Raw genomic sequence first — 19,015 nt, 5'->3', positions numbered from 1 at the left:
CTTTATCATTCCTATTTTTCTATATTTACCGATACATTTTCATCACTGAAAGTATTCTTTGCATTTTTTGACCAGATGGTTGCTAAAATCGGTCCTGCAATGTTATGCCATACTGCTGCTAATACACTTGGAAGTGCAGCGGCTGGTCCAAAATGTGCTGTTGCTAGCGCAACACCTAAGCCTGAATTTTGCATTCCTACTTCTATTGAAATAGCTCTTCTTGTCCCTTCGTCTAGTCTCAGTACGAACGCTGTTATATATCCGAATAAAAAACCAAATGCATTATGAAGCATAACGGCGATAAAGATAAGAAGACCTGAAGAAGTAATGCTACTTACATTCGCTGAAACCACCGCTGAAACTATAATGATAATTGCTACAACTGATATTAAAGGAATAACAGTCATTCCTTTCGTAACAGTTGTAGGGAAAAACTTCTTCACTACTAATCCTAAAATAATAGGTAGGATAATAACTTGTACGATAGAAAGAAACATAGAAATAGCATTCACTGGCATCCATTGTCCCGCAAGTAATAATAAAATAAGAGGTGTAGCAATTGGTGCTAGTAACGTTGATAATGACGTCATTGCAATAGACAACGCTAAGTTCCCTTTTGCTAAATAAACCATAACATTTGATGCAGTGCCACCCGGTACTGAACCGAGTAACACTAATCCAGCTGCTAACTCAGCTGGCAGATTCATAACGTAGGCTAGTACGTATGCGACAAGTGGCATAATGATAAACTGAGCACATACACCGATAATAACTGGCAATGGTTTTGTAGCAATGATTTTAAAATCAACAGCTTTTAGTGTTAATCCCATCCCAAACATTACAACCCCGAGTAAAATTGTTATGTAACTAGTTAACCCGAGAAATGGTCCAGGAATGAAATATGCAATAGCTGCAATACAAATAACCCAAAATGCAAAATACTTTCCAGCTATATTACTTATCGCTTCTAGTACTTTCACCCCATCATCCCCTATCCTTCAACTGAAAAACTTTATTCGGATTCAAAATGTTTTGCGGATCGAGAGCTTTTTTTATTTTTTCCATTACGAGTAATGCCGCCCCATGTTCTTCTTCTTGATACTTCCGTTTTCCGATTCCAACGCCATGTTCTCCCGTACACGTTCCCCCTCGTTTAAGAGCATATAAAACGATACTTTCATTTATTTCGTCTGCCTTTTCCACTTCTTCTTTATCGTTTGGATCAACCATTAAGAGCACGTGGAAATTCCCATCTCCTACATGGCCAAGAATACCGCCAACAAGGCCAACCTTATCTAATGTCTCTTTCGCATGTTGAATTGCCCCAGCCAATTCTGAAATTGGTACACATACGTCTGTACTCATAAGTTTTTTGCCAGGATAACTATGAACGTAAGAGTATGCTAGATTATGCCGTGCATCCCACAATTTATTTCTCGCCGCAGTTTCCGTTTCAAAAGCAATTTCTTTGCATTTATGATCAAAAACAATTTCCTTCGTAAATTCAATATCTTGCTTTAGCCCTGCTTCATTACCGTGAAACTCTAAAAATAATGTAGGTTCCTCTCTGTAACTTGTTTCACTATAATGATTGACTTGTTTCATAGATAGTTCATCAACGAGTTCAATTCTCGCAATCGGAATACCGGCTTGTAGTATGTTAATAACAGCTTCTACTGCATCATTTATAGCCGGGAACGACGCTCTCGCGGCCATAACATGTTCTGGTATACCGTATACTTTTACAGTTAATTCCGTAAAACATCCAAGCGTCCCTTCTGAACCTACGAAAATACCATTTAAATGATAACCCGATGATGACTTCGCCGCTAAATTCCCGGTATGTATTACTTCTCCATCAGCAAGAACAACTTCTAAATCACGAACTTGATCACGCATTACCCCATACTTCACCGCTGTCGTTCCGCTTGCATTTGTAGCAGCCATTCCACCTAACGTTGCATCTGCACCTGGATCTACACTAAAAAACAATCCATACTTTTTCAATTCTTTATTAAGCTGAGAGCGAGTCACTCCCGGCTGTACTCTCACAAGAAAATCTTTCTCTCTTATTTCGAGTATTTTATTCATAAGAGAAAAATCCATTGTAATTCCTTTTTCATATGGAATAACGTGTCCTTCTAAACTAGAGCCTACCCCAAAAGGAACGACAGGTTTTTTATGCTCACCCGCCACTTTCATTATTCTACTAACCTCTTCAGTCGTTTTCGGAAAAACAACTACATCAGGTAAACTACTAGTATGATAAGATTCATCTTTACTATGTAACTCTCTTACTGTCGTATTTACAACTACTCGATCTTCGGGAAGTACTCCCTTTAATTCATTTATTAAACGCTCTACCGTTATGCCCATTGTACACTCTCCTTCTTTCTATACATTCGAATTACAAAATATGTTAACTATTTTATACATAATAATCCGAAAAATTAAATAATTCAAGTTTTATACATATAAAATTCGTTTCCTACTGTCGAATAAACAAAAAGAACTCGCAATAAATATTGCAAGTTCTTTTCTATAAAACTATATTTTAAACGACTTCTTTATTAACAACATAAACCAAATTAAAGTAACTGCCATCAACGAATGAGAAAAACCAACAATATAAGTTAACCCTTTAAAGTCCGCTCCATTTAACTGAAGAAGCCCTCTTGCTGCCAATGAACCTAACATTAAAATTAATGCGATATTATGTACAACAAACCACTTATTAAAACTTTTCGCTTCATGAAACGCGAATACTTTTGCTAATCCTAAAGCAATTAAGAAGAAGAAAAAGCCAAGTACAAGTGTATGTGTATGCAAAAGATTTAACAAAGTAGATCCTACAATCCCCTTATACTTTCCATACTCCCTAGCGAAAATTCCTGATAATAAACCGATAATCAAATACGTAAACGATGCATTATATAATTTCTTCATTATGTACCTCCTTGAGTAGAATGTGTAGTGTGTCATATTTAGTAATAATGATAGTTATATAGTAAAAACTCCTAGTCACCTAGGAGTCATTGTATAAGCATCTCACTCTTTACAATCAAATCTAATTATAAAATATCCTTTTATACAAAACAAACGAACTTTATGTGAACAAACAAAGCCTCATTAAAATATGTTGCACTTTTGCATTACACAATCCATACTAATTGTTATAACTTTTAAAGGTGGTGCAATAGATTGATAGTTCTTGAAACTGAACGCCTCGTTCTTCGCTGGTTCGAAATTAAAGATGCTCCATTTATTCTTGAACTAGTAAATGATCCTGCATGGATTCAATTTATCGGTGATAAAGGCATTAGAAATTTAGAAGATGCCCAAAAATACATCTTAAACGGACCCGTAGATATGTATAATAAAGTGGGCTTTGGTCTTTATTTAGTTGAACAAAAAGAGGATCTCACACCACTTGGTATGTGCGGCCTTATTAAAAGAGATTCATTAGAAGATGTTGATATTGGTTTTGCCTTTTTAGAGAAATTTCGTTCAAAGGGGTATGGCTACGAGTCAGCTTCTGCGGTAATCGAATACGGTGTACAACAGCTCGGACTGAAACGAATAGTAGCAATTACTACTATCGATAACATCAATTCAGGAAAGCTTTTAGAAAAAGTAGGATTACGATTTGAGAAGATTATTTCAGAATCTGGAGAAGATCTAAAGTTATTTGGATATAACGTATATTAAATTGACAGAGTTCTCTTTTAACCTAATCAAAAAATATTTCTTCAATATACATTCCTAAAAGTTATTATGATTAAAATACTCATCTGTTTTTTAACCATATAACCACGCAAATATTTAAATCACAATCCTGATTTTCAGTACTGTATTTATTCTTAAAAACTCTCTATCTTGTTCTTAAATTTGTCAAAACTCTTATGTAGTCACATGAAAAGTTTATGCTACTATATTACTAAGAAACTATGCGTTCCCTTAACCCTGTATCCGGCCCTGTATTTTTTACAGGGCCTTTGTTTATTTAATTTACTTATCACGTGCTTATACACATTAAAAGTCATTTCAAATGTAATAAACAATAAATCATAAAACAATTTAAGAATGAAGTGTCCAAAAAAGCCTAATTCCTCTACAATACATTGAGAAATTAAGCTTTTTAATAGGAAAATTAAAATTCATAAACAATGAATAATTTACATGTTAGGCTTATCTGTTAAAGCAGAAATAATCCTGCTCACCAAGTCTTCTGGCATCCATTCATAATTTGTATCATTCGTTTCATTTGGTCCTAAAGAATCAATGAACTTTTTAAACTTTGGAAATAAAACAATAGAAGTGATCCAATGTATCGTATGATTTATAGAGAAAAAATGAAATACTCCTTGTTTTTCCCCCTCCTGCAATATTTCTTTTAACTGTTCAAAACTACCTATAAAATACGGTTTAATCTTTTCTAATCTTGCACTTTCCTTAATAATCTCCTCATATGCTAATGTGCCAATTTCAGGATTTTCTTTTATATGTGTAGTAAAGACTGTTAAATATTCTCTTAGAGCATTAATAGGATTAAATTGATTCTTCTCAAGAAAATTAGGTAACTCATTAGCAAGGCCATATTTCTTAAACACCTCATAATATAGGTTTTCTTTCCCATTAAAATAGTAAGAAGCCATAGCAACATTCACTTTCGCTTCTTTTGCAATTTCTTGTATGCTCGTACCTTCATAACCACGCTCTCCAAATTTTTTCTTAGCAGCTTTCAAAATATTTTCCATCGTCTGCTCTCGAGATTTCCCCATTTCACACACCTCAAATAATATATATTTCACTTCAAAAATCCAATAAGGACTTTGAATAGAGTATCTTTTTAATGAAATTTAATTATATATTTAAAGTATTAACTTAACAACCGATGAAGTCTTGATTACTTTAAACTATTCACCACACAACGTAAGCCTCAAAAAGAAACATCTCCCGAAACTCTCCTATCCTAGGTCATCATACAAAGAATTCATTTAAAAATGAAATAAAAATAAACACCATACTTAAAACGACATCCCGCTGTGTAGCATGAACAACTTTCAAATACTTCACGCTCCTTTCTAATTGAGTATAAGAATGAACAAAAAATAATAAGGACCAAAGTTTATCTGTTTTTACAGATAAACTTTGGTCCTTTCATTACATTATGCAGATTTAAAATAAATCTTTATACTCATATTTTGATGAAATAATTATCCATCAATTGTACTTCATTTACTCATTAGATTTGTTTAATCTCAATATAAGGTCCTTTGATGTTTAATTTGTTAATGTCATTTGAGATATTGCCTACAGTTGTTTTTTCATTAAACGTGTAGACCTTTTCACCATTTACAAAGATACCCCAATTTTTATCTTCGTAACTGATACCATAACCAGCATTGCTAGATGTCGCTTTGAGTTGGCTTCCATTCATTGAAAAAGATAATTTCCCTTTTCCTTTGTTAAGTTGATTATTCACATTGTTGATACTACTCATTTGTTCTTCAAGGGCTTTTTGGTTATCAAGAGTAACTTGATGGTTTTTCCAGTCTAATTTATAGTTGTTTGTAAAGAACTCATTATATGTATCTTTATTATTTGTTCCCCACCATTTTGAACTTACCCATTCAATATTGTACTGATCTGAAATTCTACGATTTGTTATTTTTAAATTTGATGTAGATTCTGTTTTATCAGCAGTAATAACCGCTACTACATTAGGAGAAAAACCATACCCTGTTAAAGCTGGTACTGTATCTTTTGAAACAAAATTATTCATTCCTTCATTATAACTACGTGATTTCATAAATAGTTGATTACCGTAGAAAGTATTAAATGAATCACGATTATAAATTCCCCACTCCGGGTAATTAAATGATTGGAATCCTACTTTCCAATTTAATTTTTTATCTGTGTGAGTCTCTAATACCGTTTTATAGTCTACTTGATCGTAAGATACACTTTCTTTCCAAGCAAAGCTACCCGTAATACTCGCATCGGCATTGGGTCCTTTATCATTTACTCCAACTTTAACACTTCCACCAAGTGTATACCCAACCTCGGAAGTAACCTTTGCTGAAGTCATTGTATTAACTGGGGCAGCTTTATGAAATTGAGCGCTATCACCACTTGTTATTTCTGCTTCCGTATGATACGCCGATGGCCATTTTAAACCTGCGTTATAGTATCCGCCATTAATTGTATATTTAGCATCTATATTACTACCATCAGTGGTAACAATTGCAATCTTTTTGTCTGCGTAAGGATCCTCAATAAAAGAAACCTTTATTGAATTTTTGATATTCTGCTTCATGTCATAAGTAGTTTTAAAACTATTATAGACTTTTCCACCATTTTGAAGATTTTCTACAGTTCCTTTAGAATCTGCAAATGCAGATGTTGCTTGTAAACCAAGTGATCCAGACATAATAACGGACGCTACCGCAACACTTTTAGCTATTCCATTTGCTTTTTTCATACAGACAACCACTCCTTTTTAAACATTTATAAGATATAAACGTATTATTTTTAGCTCTCAATACTAGAGATAGGTTCATAACGTTACAATGTAGAAATTTATTAATCTTTATGACAATAACTATCAACACTTGTTTTGCTAATTTCCATCTCTTTTTTACTGATAACTATTATCAATATTATTAAAACACATAATAACGATTTAAACAAGAATTTTAAATACATATTTAAAATTCTTGTTTAAAAATGTGCAAAAAAATTATAGAATTCTTTATTTCGAGAATTACTATATTTTCATTTACTTATTGCAACCTATATTCAGATACATTATTCCCTTTCCATTCATAATAATCTAAAATTCCCTCATAAATGGCTTCTGCTGCAATCTGCCTTCCGTTTTCTGTAGATAACTTACTGTAATCGATACCATTATCTATAAAAGCAAGTTCCGTTAACACAGCTGGCATGTCATTTTCTCTTATAACATGAAGATCTCCATGTTTAACACCTCTATCACGTGTTTGAAGTGCGTCTACTAATCGTGTTTGAATTTTTTCAGCTAAAACACGACTTTCTTCCACATGAGAATTTGTTTTTTCAGATTTAGAAGATTTATAGTAGTATGTTTCTGTCCCTTTTGCATTACCGTTAAAAGCATTTGCATGAATACTTATAAAGATATCACCCTGATTTTGCTTAGCAAACTTAACACGTTCCTGTAAAGAGCTTTTTTGATCATGTCCAGGTCTAGTATCAAATTCACGAGTTAGTAAAACTGTAAATGGAGTATGTTTTTCAAGCAATTGTTGTAGACGTAAAGAAGTGTCTAGTACAATTTTACTTTCAGGTAATCCCTTTGTGTTTTTTCCAGGGTCTTCGCCGCCATGTCCGGGATCAATAATTATTGCTTTATTTTCTAAAGGATTACTTTGACTATATTGAAGCATATCTGTTTTTGCGGTTAGTTGTGCAGCTTCAGCACGTGTTATGAATCTATTTGGTTGCCAACCATTATCTGTACCAACTGAAATTTTTAAATCAATTAAGGTATTTGCGAACTTTTCACCCCAATGTCCCTTTAAATCTTCAAATTTACTTTGTCCATTGTTAGTGCTTTTATTTTGTAGTTTATATGCATTCACTAGCATAGTAGCCATAGCAGCACGAGTAACTTTTCCAGAAGGATTAAATATTCCATTTCCTTCACCTTTAATTATTCCTGCCTTTTCAGCTGCGGCAATATAAGGAGTTCCCCAGTGGTTTTGTGAATCTTTAAAGGATGGTTTTGCATTAAAATCAATGTGTATACCAAGAGCCTTTGTCATAATGGTTGCTGCAGAAGCTCTATCTAATGTGTCATTTGAACCAAAAGTTCCATCTGGATAACCACTCAATACTTGCTTATCAACTAAATAAGTAACTGATTTGTCAGCCCATGCAGGAACATCTGGGAATTTGTGAGTATCTGCAAAAATACTAGAAGAATAAGATAGTAGACTTCCAGCAAGAATTCCTGTAGCAATTAATTTGTTCTTCAAAATTTAGCACCTCTAAAAATTTATTACAAGTTAGTAAATATATCATTTATAGTTAATCTTTAAATAATACCCCTTAGAATAAAGAATAGATTACGTTGGCACTAACACTATATTACAAATGAATAAATTTAAATCGAACTATTATTCCGAAAAGAATCTTCAGACATACACTTATAGATTGAAACTATTAAATATATTCACCAACATTGTGTAACTAGTATAGTTACTTATATATATGAGTGTCAATTGAAATAACCTTACATTTTTGTAAGGTAACCAACTTAATAATATATTAAGTAATTATTAAACAATGTAAATAATTATCTTTTATAGTAGACATTCTCTCGTTGACACAAACTAGTAGATTAGCGATGGAAATATCAAAATGTATTGATAAGTGGTTGGAAGTAATTGTTTTTTGTTTAATAGCAAAAAACGAGCATCCTCTCACAATTAGATAAGATGCTCGTTTTTATTTTTATCGGTAATTCTCAATTCAATTTAGTTTCTTTCCAATAAGTAAAGATTCAATCAACATAAAAACAAAGCGTTTTAAATTTAATTCATAGATTTTACTGAAACTTGGAATTGCCCCTTAGAACCATCATCATTTGAAACGTAAATTTTATATGTTCCGATCGGTAATGGAGACAAAGCATTCCGTACATTTGTAACATTAATTTGTTGTTCTCCAGGTTTTATATAACCACCAACAATTAGCTCTGTATTTGGGCCTTTCACACTATATCCCATTGTATTTTGACCATTATTTTTCATAAAGAAGCTTAAATCAGTACTCCCATCATATACAAAAGAAGTTACAGCCTCGCCACTATAATCCATTGTTTGAGTTAATAATAAGTCTGCAGAAACATGTTCAACTACATGAATTGTATCATTCGTTTTGTGTACTTCTTCAGCATAAGTATTATTCCCTAACACTCCAAGTGTTAATGCTGAAATTACTCCACAACTAAGCACTAATTTATTTAACTTCATTTTAAGTTCCCCCTTGATGTTTGTAATCTATTACCATCATACATTCTTTTTCAAATACGTTTTTATGTAATAATTCATATCTTTAAACCTATATATTTTAACTTTATACCTTAATGGTTATTGAAGAACTCACATTGATAAAGCTACAGTGTTATGATTCATAAAAAAGAACATGTAAATTTCAAAGTCTTTTTTAACAAGAATTCATACAATTAAGTACCAAAGCACTCAAATAAATATCGTTTCCATTTTAGATAAAATATACTAATGAAAAATTTTGAAATTTCCACTTTATAATTTGATATATTCCATGTTAATATAACAAAGGCTACAAAATAAGATTCACAAGATATATTATTTTCACAGAATATTCACACTTAAAAACCCATTATTTTATTAGTAACTCAATCCCAATTTTACCTATATAAAAGTCAATTTCTAGTTTCATATGCATAAATATCTAAGTAGATTTTTTATCTATTATTTTTTCTAACTTCCTTATCAATTCTAATACGAGTAATATAATAGTACTTTTTCAAGTGCCCTTCCTTTTTTAGATAGAAAGTCTACTGATACTAAACATCTAAGTTTAACTCGTACATAATCCAATATACAAACTATCGGAGATGCAAAACTATGGGAATATCTACTCTTTTATTAAATACCTTTATAATAATAATTTGTATCCTTAGCTACCACGTATTTTGGCTAGAATTTAAAGAAAAAATAACATGTAATAATATATTGATTGCTATCTTTTCCTCCATTGCTATTATTTTTTGCATGACTTTTCCTTTTCATTTACATGCTGGATTTATTTATGATTTACGTTTTATTCCTATCATATTCGTTTTTCTATATGGAAATACAAAAAACATTGTTTTTATAGGAATTTTATATCTTTCTTATCGATTTTACTTAGGCGGAAATGGCGTTCTTCCATCATTTATTATCTTTACTATTATTTCTGTTATAACAATGCTCTTTCGTTACTTATTACCTATGTATGTTAAAGAAAAAAAGATATTATTAAGCTTGCTTCTTATTTTAGTATGTACAACTTCACTTTCTATCTGCGGTATTGTAACTCAAATACATACAGGTAATAAAATAGACTCTACTCTCATAGAATTTTTATTAAATTATATAATCATTAATATATTCACAGTATTATTATCAGTGTATTTAATAGAGGGAATGATTGAGAAATATAAAATGAAAGAAAAGCTGCAACGGGCTGAAAAATTTTATATAGCTAGCGAACTAGCGGCGTCCATTGCACACGAAATCCACAATCCACTAACCACAGTACATGGATTCACTCAATTGTTAAATGAAAAACATGCCTCTAAGCTACCTCAGGATCAGTACTTAGAAATCATGTTAATTGAAATGCAGCAAATACAATCTACGATTAATAACTATTTATCTTTAACAAAACCACAGAACACCCTAAAAGAGAAAATAGACATTAATCATATTTTAAATCAAGTGAAAGACACTAATTCACCACTTGCTCTATCATACAAAGTTGAAATAAAACAAAATAGTACAGATTCCTTTTATATAAATGGAGACCCCGAAAAATTCAGACTCTGTCTAAACAACATCATACAAAATGGAATTGAGGCCATGATAAATGGTGGAGTATTACAAATAAATATACAGAAAATCAAAGATAATATTATAATCGATATTATTGATTCAGGGATTGGAATGTCCTCTCAACAAATAAAGCGGATTGCTTTGCCATTCTATTCAACAACAGAAAAAGGGACTGGACTTGGTACTATGATTGCTTATAGTATTATTAAAGAATTAAATGGTGATATAGAGATAGAGAGTAAATTAGGTCAAGGTACACGATTTTCCATTAGTATCCCCTGCTAATATGACGGAATTATTTACATGATAAAATTTTTACTACTTAACTTATTAAATAAATTTCAAAAATGCTGCTACTTGACTTATTAATCCTCTTGATTTCGTGAATAAATTAAAAGTAATACGGACCAAAGTTTATCTGTTTTTATGGATACACTCTGGTCCTTTAATTAAATCAAACACACATAAATTTTATTACTTTGCTCACATCTCTATGAAATAATAATTCATAGATTGTATCTCATTTACTGATTATATCTACTTAACTTCAAGATAAGGTCTCTTGATACTTAATTTCTTAATATCATTAGATACATTACCTACAGTTATTTTTTCATTTGAAATATTAACTTTTTACTATTCATAAAGATACCAATTTTTAACTTCATAACTGATATTGTAACCTGCATTACGTGATATAGGCTTAAATTGATTTCCATTCATTGAAAGACAATTTCTCTTTTTCTATTTTACTTCTACCGTATAATTCCCTGTTCCCCCGCCATACTGATACACATGTAAATAATATTTTCCTGGATACGTGTAATAACTTCCTACTAACTTATTCCCCTCTTGCTGGGCATACGTAACATAATTATTTAAATCTGCTTCCGAATAAAGAACCCAGTTTACTCCGATATTATTTTCCTTCGTCACATTAATTTGTAGATTTTTCGCAGTTTCCACATTTATTTCAAAGAAATCACTCGTATCACCATTTCCTAAACTAGCACGTAAAACTTGATTTAATTGCAGTTTATTTGCTGTTTGGAATGAATTGTTTGGTTCTTTTTCTACACTGTTATCTTCTTTCTTTTGAACCGTTACAGTCGTTGTAACAGTATTAGTTAATCCTTTATCATCTGTTACTGTTAATTTTGCCGTATATGTTCCTTCTTTTGTATACACGTGAGTCGGATTTTGTTCATTGCTTATAGTACCATCACCGAACTCCCATTTATAAGCAAAAATTTTCCCATCTTCATCTTTTGATCCATCGCTTTTAAATGAAATTGCTTCATTTATATTTCCACTATATGGACCATTTATAACTGCGACCGGTGCTTTATTGACAGCACCTTCTTCTGTATTAATCCCATGGAACACAACATCATACTCAAATTGTCCTGATGTATTCACACGGTAATTTACAAAGTAAGCTGTTACAGTTTTATAACCTGTCCATTCTTTTGCACTTAAACGTTTTAACGTATCATTCACATTTTGTGTAATTGTTTTCCAGTCTTCATATTCCCCTTTTGCAGCAGTACCTGTATACGTTCCTTGTAGTGTAAATGTATTAAAGAACTGTGATTTATTTTTCTTAACTGATACATTACTTAATTTTGCTTCTGCTGTAATTTCTGCCGCAATATCTGAAACTGGTTTTGATGCGTGAGTTGCTAAATAATCATCTGATACTAATGGAACATTATATTTCTCACGGTTATCGACTAACATTTGCATATAATCTTGATACTCTTTATTTAAATTCGCATCTTTACTTAAAGCAGAGCGGTATGCATCATATGCTGTTACATCATTTTTTCTAATAAGATCATGAATTTTGTCAAACATATCATATCTCTTATTGTACATATATGATTGTAATGCAAAGGAATAATTATAGAAATCCCACGTTCCATACTTTGCATTTAACGTTCGCTCTGCCGTATAACGTTCCGCTGGATTTGAAGATAATCCGCCTATAATACTCTTTCTCGGTACAACATTATCTGTTCTCGTTGCACCTGCAAAAAACTCAGCATTCCCTTCTTCAAACCAAGATAATCTCTCATTCTCATAAATCTTACCTTGCCCCCAAAGTCCTGGCACTTCATATCTACCTTGTAAGTAATGTGTAAACTCGTGTCGGAACAATTCTTCTAAACTATAAATACTTTCTTCTGGCGTACGTTCATAAGTAAAGAACGTACCTGTTCCTTCTATATAAAGACCGCCGTTATTCGTTTCATACCCGTACAATTGACGGTTAAATTGATATTCAGCTGGACTATTATAAATAACCATCGTTAATACATCATCAGGATTTCCCTTTTCTAAAGGTTGATCACTTTCAACCGTACGATGGAATTGTGCCTTCACTTCTTTTGCCGCCCAATATAGACGTTTTACTTTTTCTTCTGTCACTTTGTCTCCAGCTTTTAACACAATTGCCCCATCATCAAACGTATACGTTTTCGGCAAATATTTTTTCTTACCCTCTTCTCTTATTTGATCTAAATTGACAACGTTCCCATTTGCATCTTTCCCGCCATAATTCGTTGTAATTTGCTCAGCTGCTACGAAATATTGCTCACCTAAATACGAATAGGTTTTCATCGCATCTGTTAAAACTTGTAACCCTTTCGTCCCTGTACTATGGAATGTACCGAGTCTACCTGTATAATAAATACCATTATTAATAAGCCATCCGTTTTTCTCTGTAACCGTTCCTATTAACGCGAATCTACTTAATTCGTTAATATAACGATCTATTTTTTGATACCATAGTGTATCTTTCGGTGCTTTTCCCGTGTCATATAAATACGATTGAATATCATAATCTACCCCTTGCATAATATCGTACACCGCATTACCTGCTGAACGATTATCTATAAATATAGAAAGATTATCATTATATTGTTTGAAAATGTTCGCAGTCGATGAAATCGTTTCCCCATCACTAGAAGCGTTTCCTATTAATTTTCCATATGATGATACAACTTTATTTTGTTCTAATGTACCAAGTTTGAAATTTGGGTTGTTAGCAATCGTTTTCAATGCAGGTAAACACTTGTCATGATAGCTTCGTTCATTTAATCTGCTTAATTCTGTATGGTAAAACCCTAAATAAAACCCAGAGCGCAATACCTCTACTAATGTTTCAATCCCTTTTGAATCATCCTTTGTATAAGCTTGTCCTTGCTGCTTCAATCGATCAATAATCGCCTGCATCCTACTTTCATTTTGATAGAATGCAAGGCTGTCTTTATTAAACTGAAATAATCCCGTAATTTGCTCCCAATCGATTGTTACAAGTAAATCTACTAACTGCTGATTGCTTAATTGATTTAATTCAGCAATTGTATAAGTTTTCGCTACCGCTAATTGCTTACTTTCCTTTTTTACTTCAGGTGGTCTTTGCGATAAATCAGCAAATTGTATCCTTTTCTCAAAAGATTTATTTTCTAGCACTTTCGATGAATGAGCTAACTCTTGCACTGGAAGTTGTACACCAACCGGTTCCATTTTGAGCACATTTCGATAAGAAACTTGCCCTCCCTTAGTATCTTCCGCCGATATGTTTCCTTGCAAGCTACCTAACATTAAACTAGCAAAACTTACCCCTACTAACATTTTTTTTGAATAGCCTTTCATACTCTCCCCTACCTTACATTTTTTAGTGTCCCGCTCCATTATTTTACTATTCTGATTATTTATTCTGTATTGAGAAAAAATAAGGTAACGTTCACACATGTATCCATGCCGCGTAAAAATTAACACTTGACTTTACGTGCGTTTTATATCAAAAAAAGATAGATAATAGCGAAATTCCTGCTACATCTATCCTCGTTTTCAACACTATGATTTTAACTGTATGAATGTAACTTCCGGTAATGTTTGCATATGCTGAATAAACTCATTCTTTTCTTTTGACGATATATTTTTCAGTTGCATCCCTACCTTATAAATAGTTTCTGTACCTTGCTGTAAAGCTTCCACTTCATATGAAAGTATTGGAATACCTTTCACTTGTAGCGTTTCTAATATTTGTTGTACCGCTTCATGCTTATTTATACACATTTGTACCGTTATATTTTGCGGAAATAAAAATTGCACCTTAAAAATACGACTTACAATCTCTAAACCAATTAAAACGAGAATCGTCGCTCCAATTCCTACCACATACATACCAGCACCAATTGCTAATCCAATTCCTGCTGTAGCCCATAAACCAGCCGCTGTCGTTAAACCTTTTACCGCCTGTTTTTGAATAATAATTGTACCTGCACCTAAAAAACCTACTCCACTAACAACTTGTGCTGCAATACGGCTCGGATCAAGAGCCATATGTTCTTCATTCATAATATCTGAAAAGGCATATTTTGAAACGACCATTATTAAAGCACTCCCTACCGCTACGAGGAAATGAGTCTTTAATCCAGCTTCTTTTGATCGAATTTCCCTTTCAATACCGATTATTGCTCCTAACAAACCGGCAACACCGATTCGTATAATCAAATCAAAATTTACACTCACGAGCCCTTCCCCCTTTCATTCATTATAGATAGATAAAACAAAAATTATCACACACATCCTTTTATCAATATGAAGGAATTCCATCAAAATAATCTTAATATTCCGACTGTTTTATGTTAATATTTTTAATATTAACATAAAATGAATAGCTTCTAATTTTAAACTTCCACTAATTTTCTTAAAAAACAAAGGTCGATTACATGAAATGAGGTTGAGAAAGTTTAGAAAACGCTTTCATTTAGTGTCGTAATTTTTTATACATACTACATAAATAAAGGAGCTTACCAACAATGAACGTCTCTTTACTTACACCTACTACCGATTTACAAGACGAATACTTAGATTTTTATAACGAATGGAAAAATAGTGGTGAAACGATGATTCCCTGGGTTATTTCAAAAGACCCTTCTAACTTCCCCACTATGATTCAAGAATTACTCGATGCACATAACGGAGTAAACCTTCCTAAATCTTGGGTACCAGACTCTACGTATTGGCTCGTTACAGATGAAAATAAAATTGTAGGTGCTGTTAATATACGCCATAGTTTAACCGAACATTTATTTAACGCTGGCGGTCATATCGGTTATGGCATTCGCCCTTCCGAAAGAAGAAAAGGTTATGCTACGAAGTTATTAGAGTTATCACTGGAAAAAGCGAAGGAATTAAACATTACGAAAGCACTTGTCGTTTGCGATGAAGTGAATACAGCTTCAGAAAAAACAATTTTACATAACGGCGGGCTTCGTGATGATGATTTCACTGAGGGAGATGGAAATGTAGTAAGACGGTTTTGGATTGAGCTATGAAGAAGCCATCCAATGAAAACAATCTTGTTCTAGAGAAATATAGTAGAAGTAATGAGCTACAAGTAAAACAACTTATTGATTTATACAATGAAGATTCTTATCTATTTAACTTATTAAGAGGTAATAAAACAAAATGTGCATATATTGCCTACTATAAAAAAGATGTAGTAGGCATCTTTTTCGCCTGGAGCAATAACTTCCATCCATACTGCACATACTTTCGAATATATACGAATCCTTTCTATTCAGGGCTACACATTGAACAATTTTTATTAAACGAAATTCAAAAACGAGAAAACTTCAAACTACCATTGCAAACCTCTGTATGGGAAACATCAGCTCATTTAAAAGCCTATTATGAAGAAGATAATTTTATGGAAATTCGAAGAACATTTTTGCCGATATTAGACGTACAAAAAATCATACCTATCGATACAATGCTTCCTTCAAATTATCATGTACAAACGTTATCAAATATCGTATCCAATAATAGCTTCTTTGAAAAACTAGCTCACTTAGTAAAAACGAATTACGAGTATACTCACTTAGCAAATCCGGTTGCCTCATTCTCTCTCGAAACTTGGCAAGAGATGCTTTTGGCTGATGATGTACTACTAGATGGGAGCTTTCTCATTATAGATGAAGAACATCAAATTATGGCATACTCTTTCCTCCATACATCAGAAAAGGATAATACGGTAGAACTAGGATGGTGTGGGACTCACACTATAGAAGATTTACCCTTACTGAAACTGCTCGTTTTCAAACAAGCTATGTATGCAAATAAACACGGCTACTCTTTCATTCAAGGTGAATTTGATTCAACAAGTATATACGCAATGGAAATATTAAAATCCTTTCTTTTTAATCCTTGTGCTACTTGGATTACGTATCAAAAAGAAGCCGGAAAGTGATTATACACTTCCCGGCTTCTTTTATGCTGTTTCTATTTCAAACTTTACAGTAATACCACTAGGATCTACTACTGTAAATCCATTTGTACTTTCGTTTACTTTATGTTGTTTTTCCATTAACCTTTCTTTCACTTCATCTAACGCTTCTTTATGCGGTAATACAATTGTATATACTTTAAGTCCAGTTGCATGTGCTGGTGGGTGCGGATTATGTATACCATTCCACGTATTTGCACCTATATGATGATGATATCCTCCTGCAGAAATAAATAAGCAATCATCTTCACGCTGTTGCACTTCAAATCCTACTGTTTCTACATAAAACTCATGAGACTTCTCTACATCCGCTATGCGTAAATGTACGTGTCCAACGACCGTTTCAGCTGGTAAGCCATCAAACTCATAATCAACGAGTGTTGCTAGCTCTTTTAAATCAAGTGGCGTACTTCCTCCTGGTCCTTCTCCCCATTGATCACGCGGACGGTCTGCATAAATTTCTATACCATTTCCCTCTAAATCTTGTAAATAAAACGCTTCGCTATACGTATGATCACTTGCACTATTAAACCTTGAAATTGGTAAAATTTCATTTGAATATGTATAACGCCCTTCTTGTTCAGCTGGGCTATCAATTACATTCTTATTACGAACCACCCCAAATAATGCCGAAGCAAAGGCCTCACGAGTCGGAACTAAAAAGGCTACATGATATATACCAGTCGTACGCGGCTCTTGCAGCACCCCGTCCTCTAACTTTTCAAGAACAAGTAACGTGTTCTTTCCACCTTTTCCTGATAAATATGCTTTATTCCCCTCTTGTTTAATTACGTCTAAGCCTACTACATTCTCATAAAAAGCAATTTGGCGCTCTAAATCTACCACTTTAAATTCAACATGACCAATACGAGTTTTCGGATGAATTTGTACCATGAATAACTCCATCTCCTTATCCTTATATATTTCCAATACATATAACCGTTACTATGAAGGATACAACTAAAATCACCCTATGTAAATAAGAAAAGTCAGAATTTATAATCTTTTTTATTTGCATAATAAAAAAGCCCCCTCTTCTAACTTTCAGAAAAGGTGACTTTACGAAACAGTCTACTATTATTCTTATCTCATTTTATGTACTTCAGCAACTAACTTTCCGCCCTGAATGCCCATATAAAGTTTCACAGGTGCATCATTCGTGTTTTCAAACACTAAGTCTAAGTATGGATATGCAATTGTAGCATCTCTTCCTTGTGGAACATAACCTACCGTTTTAGAATGTGTCGTTCTCTCTACCATTTTCAAACCAGCTTGATCTGCTGCATTGTATAATGTTGATGATGTTTGACAAACACCACCGCCATATCCATCTACTAATTTACCATCTACAATTTCTTTTCCTAGTTGATATCCTTTATCTGGAGTTGTATCACCAATTAATGCATTGAAAGAGAAACGGTCTCCTTTTGCTAATACAACTCCATTTATGCTCGCTGCTGACAAACGAATATTCTCAATACGTCCACCTGTTGAGCCACCTAAATTCGTTTCATATCTACCAATTACCGTACCACTTCCTTGCGCATCACTTAATGTTGCGGTAGGCTTTTTCTCAGCAATAGGTAACTGATATGAAGAATCCCACATACCAACGTTTAATAATTTATCTACTAATTCTTTTTCCATTAATTCATAAGAAGGTTTTCCTTCTTGCCAACTTCCATCAGGTGCTACACGTGAAGGAACCATCTTTTTGTCAACACTTTTCCCAACCTCGCTAGCAACCTTCGTTACCGATTTTTTAAATTTTGCTTCGTCTTCAAAATAACCTAAACTCGATAAATCTAGTTTTTTCACTTCAGTACCTGTACGACCATCCACTAAACTAATAGAATCTTGTACTTCTGCTTTAGCTTCTACCGTGTGGCCACCAATATCACTTACTAATGCAACATCACTTACTTTTGTACCACAACCACTCACTACAGCTACACATAACACCCCAACTAATATACCCTTTACTTTACGGAACAATATACTCTCCCCTTTTCCCCAGTATTACTTTTATGTATTATTTCATTTTTATGTATGTTTTGTTACAATCATTTTACAATATATTTATAAAATG

15 protein-coding genes and 1 pseudogene are annotated in these 19,015 nt (G+C 32.9%); 4 read left to right on the top strand and 12 right to left on the bottom strand.

Features of this window, described 5'->3' with window-relative positions; genetic code table 11:
• Positions 1-11: 11 nt before the first annotated feature.
• From ACUN28_RS11925 to ACUN28_RS11915, 3 genes are all read right to left on the bottom strand, one after another.
• Positions 12-980, bottom strand: a complete 969-nt coding sequence (locus tag ACUN28_RS11925; RefSeq protein ID WP_016086901.1) for a bile acid:sodium symporter family protein — start codon at positions 978-980, stop codon at positions 12-14.
• Positions 981-984: 4 nt separating this feature from the next.
• Positions 985-2,376, bottom strand: coding sequence for an FAD-binding oxidoreductase (locus ACUN28_RS11920; protein ID WP_016086900.1), 1,392 nt, complete (start codon positions 2,374-2,376; stop codon positions 985-987).
• A 171-nt stretch (positions 2,377-2,547) separates the two neighbouring features.
• Positions 2,548-2,946, bottom strand: coding sequence for a DUF2871 family protein (locus ACUN28_RS11915; protein ID WP_000737904.1), 399 nt, complete (start codon positions 2,944-2,946; stop codon positions 2,548-2,550).
• 255 nt (positions 2,947-3,201) lie between these two features.
• Here ACUN28_RS11915 and ACUN28_RS11910 point away from each other — a divergent pair, with 255 nt between their 5' ends.
• The gene (locus ACUN28_RS11910) at positions 3,202-3,708 is read left to right on the top strand and encodes a GNAT family N-acetyltransferase (protein ID WP_016086899.1); all 507 of its coding nucleotides are present in this window, start codon (positions 3,202-3,204) and stop codon (positions 3,706-3,708) included.
• 467 nt (positions 3,709-4,175) lie between these two features.
• On the opposite strand, the gene hlyIIR is transcribed toward ACUN28_RS11910, so the two are convergent.
• The 4 genes from hlyIIR to ACUN28_RS11890 all read right to left on the bottom strand — a co-directional run bounded on the left by hlyIIR (position 4,176) and on the right by ACUN28_RS11890 (position 9,020).
• On the bottom strand, positions 4,176-4,781 hold the full coding sequence (gene hlyIIR, locus ACUN28_RS11905; protein WP_016086898.1) for a hemolysin II regulator HlyIIR: 606 nt from the start codon (positions 4,779-4,781) through the stop codon (positions 4,176-4,178).
• Between the two features lie 464 nt (positions 4,782-5,245).
• On the bottom strand, positions 5,246-6,484 hold the full coding sequence (gene hlyII / locus ACUN28_RS11900) for a hemolysin II HlyII (protein WP_016086897.1): 1,239 nt from the start codon (positions 6,482-6,484) through the stop codon (positions 5,246-5,248).
• A 301-nt stretch (positions 6,485-6,785) separates the two neighbouring features.
• Positions 6,786-8,021, bottom strand: coding sequence for an N-acetylmuramoyl-L-alanine amidase (locus tag ACUN28_RS11895; RefSeq protein ID WP_016086896.1), 1,236 nt, complete (start codon positions 8,019-8,021; stop codon positions 6,786-6,788).
• Positions 8,022-8,579: 558 nt separating this feature from the next.
• A complete protein-coding gene (locus tag ACUN28_RS11890) occupies positions 8,580-9,020 on the bottom strand; it encodes a hypothetical protein (protein ID WP_016086895.1) in 441 nt (146 codons plus the stop codon).
• 636 nt (positions 9,021-9,656) lie between these two features.
• Between ACUN28_RS11890 and ACUN28_RS11885 the strand changes: the two genes are divergently transcribed.
• Entirely contained in the window at positions 9,657-10,910 is a 1,254-nt protein-coding gene (locus tag ACUN28_RS11885) for a sensor histidine kinase (RefSeq protein ID WP_016086894.1), read from the top strand.
• 252 nt (positions 10,911-11,162) lie between these two features.
• Here the strand turns inward: ACUN28_RS11885 and ACUN28_RS11880 are convergent.
• The 3 genes and pseudogenes from ACUN28_RS11880 to ACUN28_RS11870 form a co-directional block, all read right to left on the bottom strand.
• A pseudogene (locus tag ACUN28_RS11880) lies at positions 11,163-11,354 on the bottom strand (beta-channel forming cytolysin); the annotation flags it as partial.
• Positions 11,355-11,369: 15 nt separating this feature from the next.
• Complete coding sequence (colA, locus tag ACUN28_RS11875) at positions 11,370-14,285, bottom strand: collagenase ColA (RefSeq protein WP_016086893.1); 2,916 nt, start codon at positions 14,283-14,285, stop codon at positions 11,370-11,372.
• Between the two features lie 204 nt (positions 14,286-14,489).
• A complete protein-coding gene (locus ACUN28_RS11870) occupies positions 14,490-15,167 on the bottom strand; it encodes an MgtC/SapB family protein (RefSeq protein WP_016086892.1) in 678 nt (225 codons plus the stop codon).
• 290 nt (positions 15,168-15,457) lie between these two features.
• Here ACUN28_RS11870 and ACUN28_RS11865 point away from each other — a divergent pair, with 290 nt between their 5' ends.
• Entirely contained in the window at positions 15,458-15,976 is a 519-nt protein-coding gene (locus tag ACUN28_RS11865) for a GNAT family N-acetyltransferase (RefSeq protein ID WP_016086891.1), read from the top strand.
• A complete protein-coding gene (locus tag ACUN28_RS11860; RefSeq protein WP_016086890.1) occupies positions 15,973-16,890 on the top strand; it encodes a hypothetical protein in 918 nt (305 codons plus the stop codon). Before ACUN28_RS11865 ends, ACUN28_RS11860 begins: the two co-directional genes overlap by 4 nt.
• Positions 16,891-16,911: 21 nt before the next feature.
• On the opposite strand, the gene ACUN28_RS11855 is transcribed toward ACUN28_RS11860, so the two are convergent.
• Positions 16,912-17,820, bottom strand: a complete 909-nt coding sequence (locus ACUN28_RS11855; RefSeq protein ID WP_016086889.1) for a VOC family protein — start codon at positions 17,818-17,820, stop codon at positions 16,912-16,914.
• A 189-nt stretch (positions 17,821-18,009) separates the two neighbouring features.
• Complete coding sequence (locus ACUN28_RS11850) at positions 18,010-18,921, bottom strand: VanW family protein (protein WP_016086888.1); 912 nt, start codon at positions 18,919-18,921, stop codon at positions 18,010-18,012.
• Positions 18,922-19,015 lie beyond the last annotated feature (94 nt).

The sequence above is a fragment of the Bacillus sp. WC2507 genome (assembly GCF_052656125.1).
This window is presented reverse-complemented; position numbering and strand designations above follow the sequence as displayed.

Bases quoted from the DNA above. Each gene is read 5' to 3' on its own strand.
- ACUN28_RS11920 (WP_016086900.1), bottom strand. From the start codon at position 2,376: ATGGGCATAACGGTAGAGCGTTTAATAAATGAATTAAAGGGAGTACTT.
- ACUN28_RS11915 (WP_000737904.1), bottom strand. From the start codon at position 2,946: ATGAAGAAATTATATAATGCATCGTTTACGTATTTGATTATCGGTTTA.
- hlyIIR (WP_016086898.1), bottom strand. From the start codon at position 4,781: ATGGGGAAATCTCGAGAGCAGACGATGGAAAATATTTTGAAAGCTGCT.
- hlyII (WP_016086897.1), bottom strand. From the start codon at position 6,484: ATGAAAAAAGCAAATGGAATAGCTAAAAGTGTTGCGGTAGCGTCCGTT.
- ACUN28_RS11890 (WP_016086895.1), bottom strand. From the start codon at position 9,020: ATGAAGTTAAATAAATTAGTGCTTAGTTGTGGAGTAATTTCAGCATTA.
- ACUN28_RS11885 (WP_016086894.1), top strand. From the start codon at position 9,657: ATGGGAATATCTACTCTTTTATTAAATACCTTTATAATAATAATTTGT.
- colA (WP_016086893.1), bottom strand. From the start codon at position 14,285: ATGAAAGGCTATTCAAAAAAAATGTTAGTAGGGGTAAGTTTTGCTAGT.
- ACUN28_RS11865 (WP_016086891.1), top strand. From the start codon at position 15,458: ATGAACGTCTCTTTACTTACACCTACTACCGATTTACAAGACGAATAC.
- ACUN28_RS11860 (WP_016086890.1), top strand. From the start codon at position 15,973: ATGAAGAAGCCATCCAATGAAAACAATCTTGTTCTAGAGAAATATAGT.
- ACUN28_RS11855 (WP_016086889.1), bottom strand. From the start codon at position 17,820: ATGGTACAAATTCATCCGAAAACTCGTATTGGTCATGTTGAATTTAAA.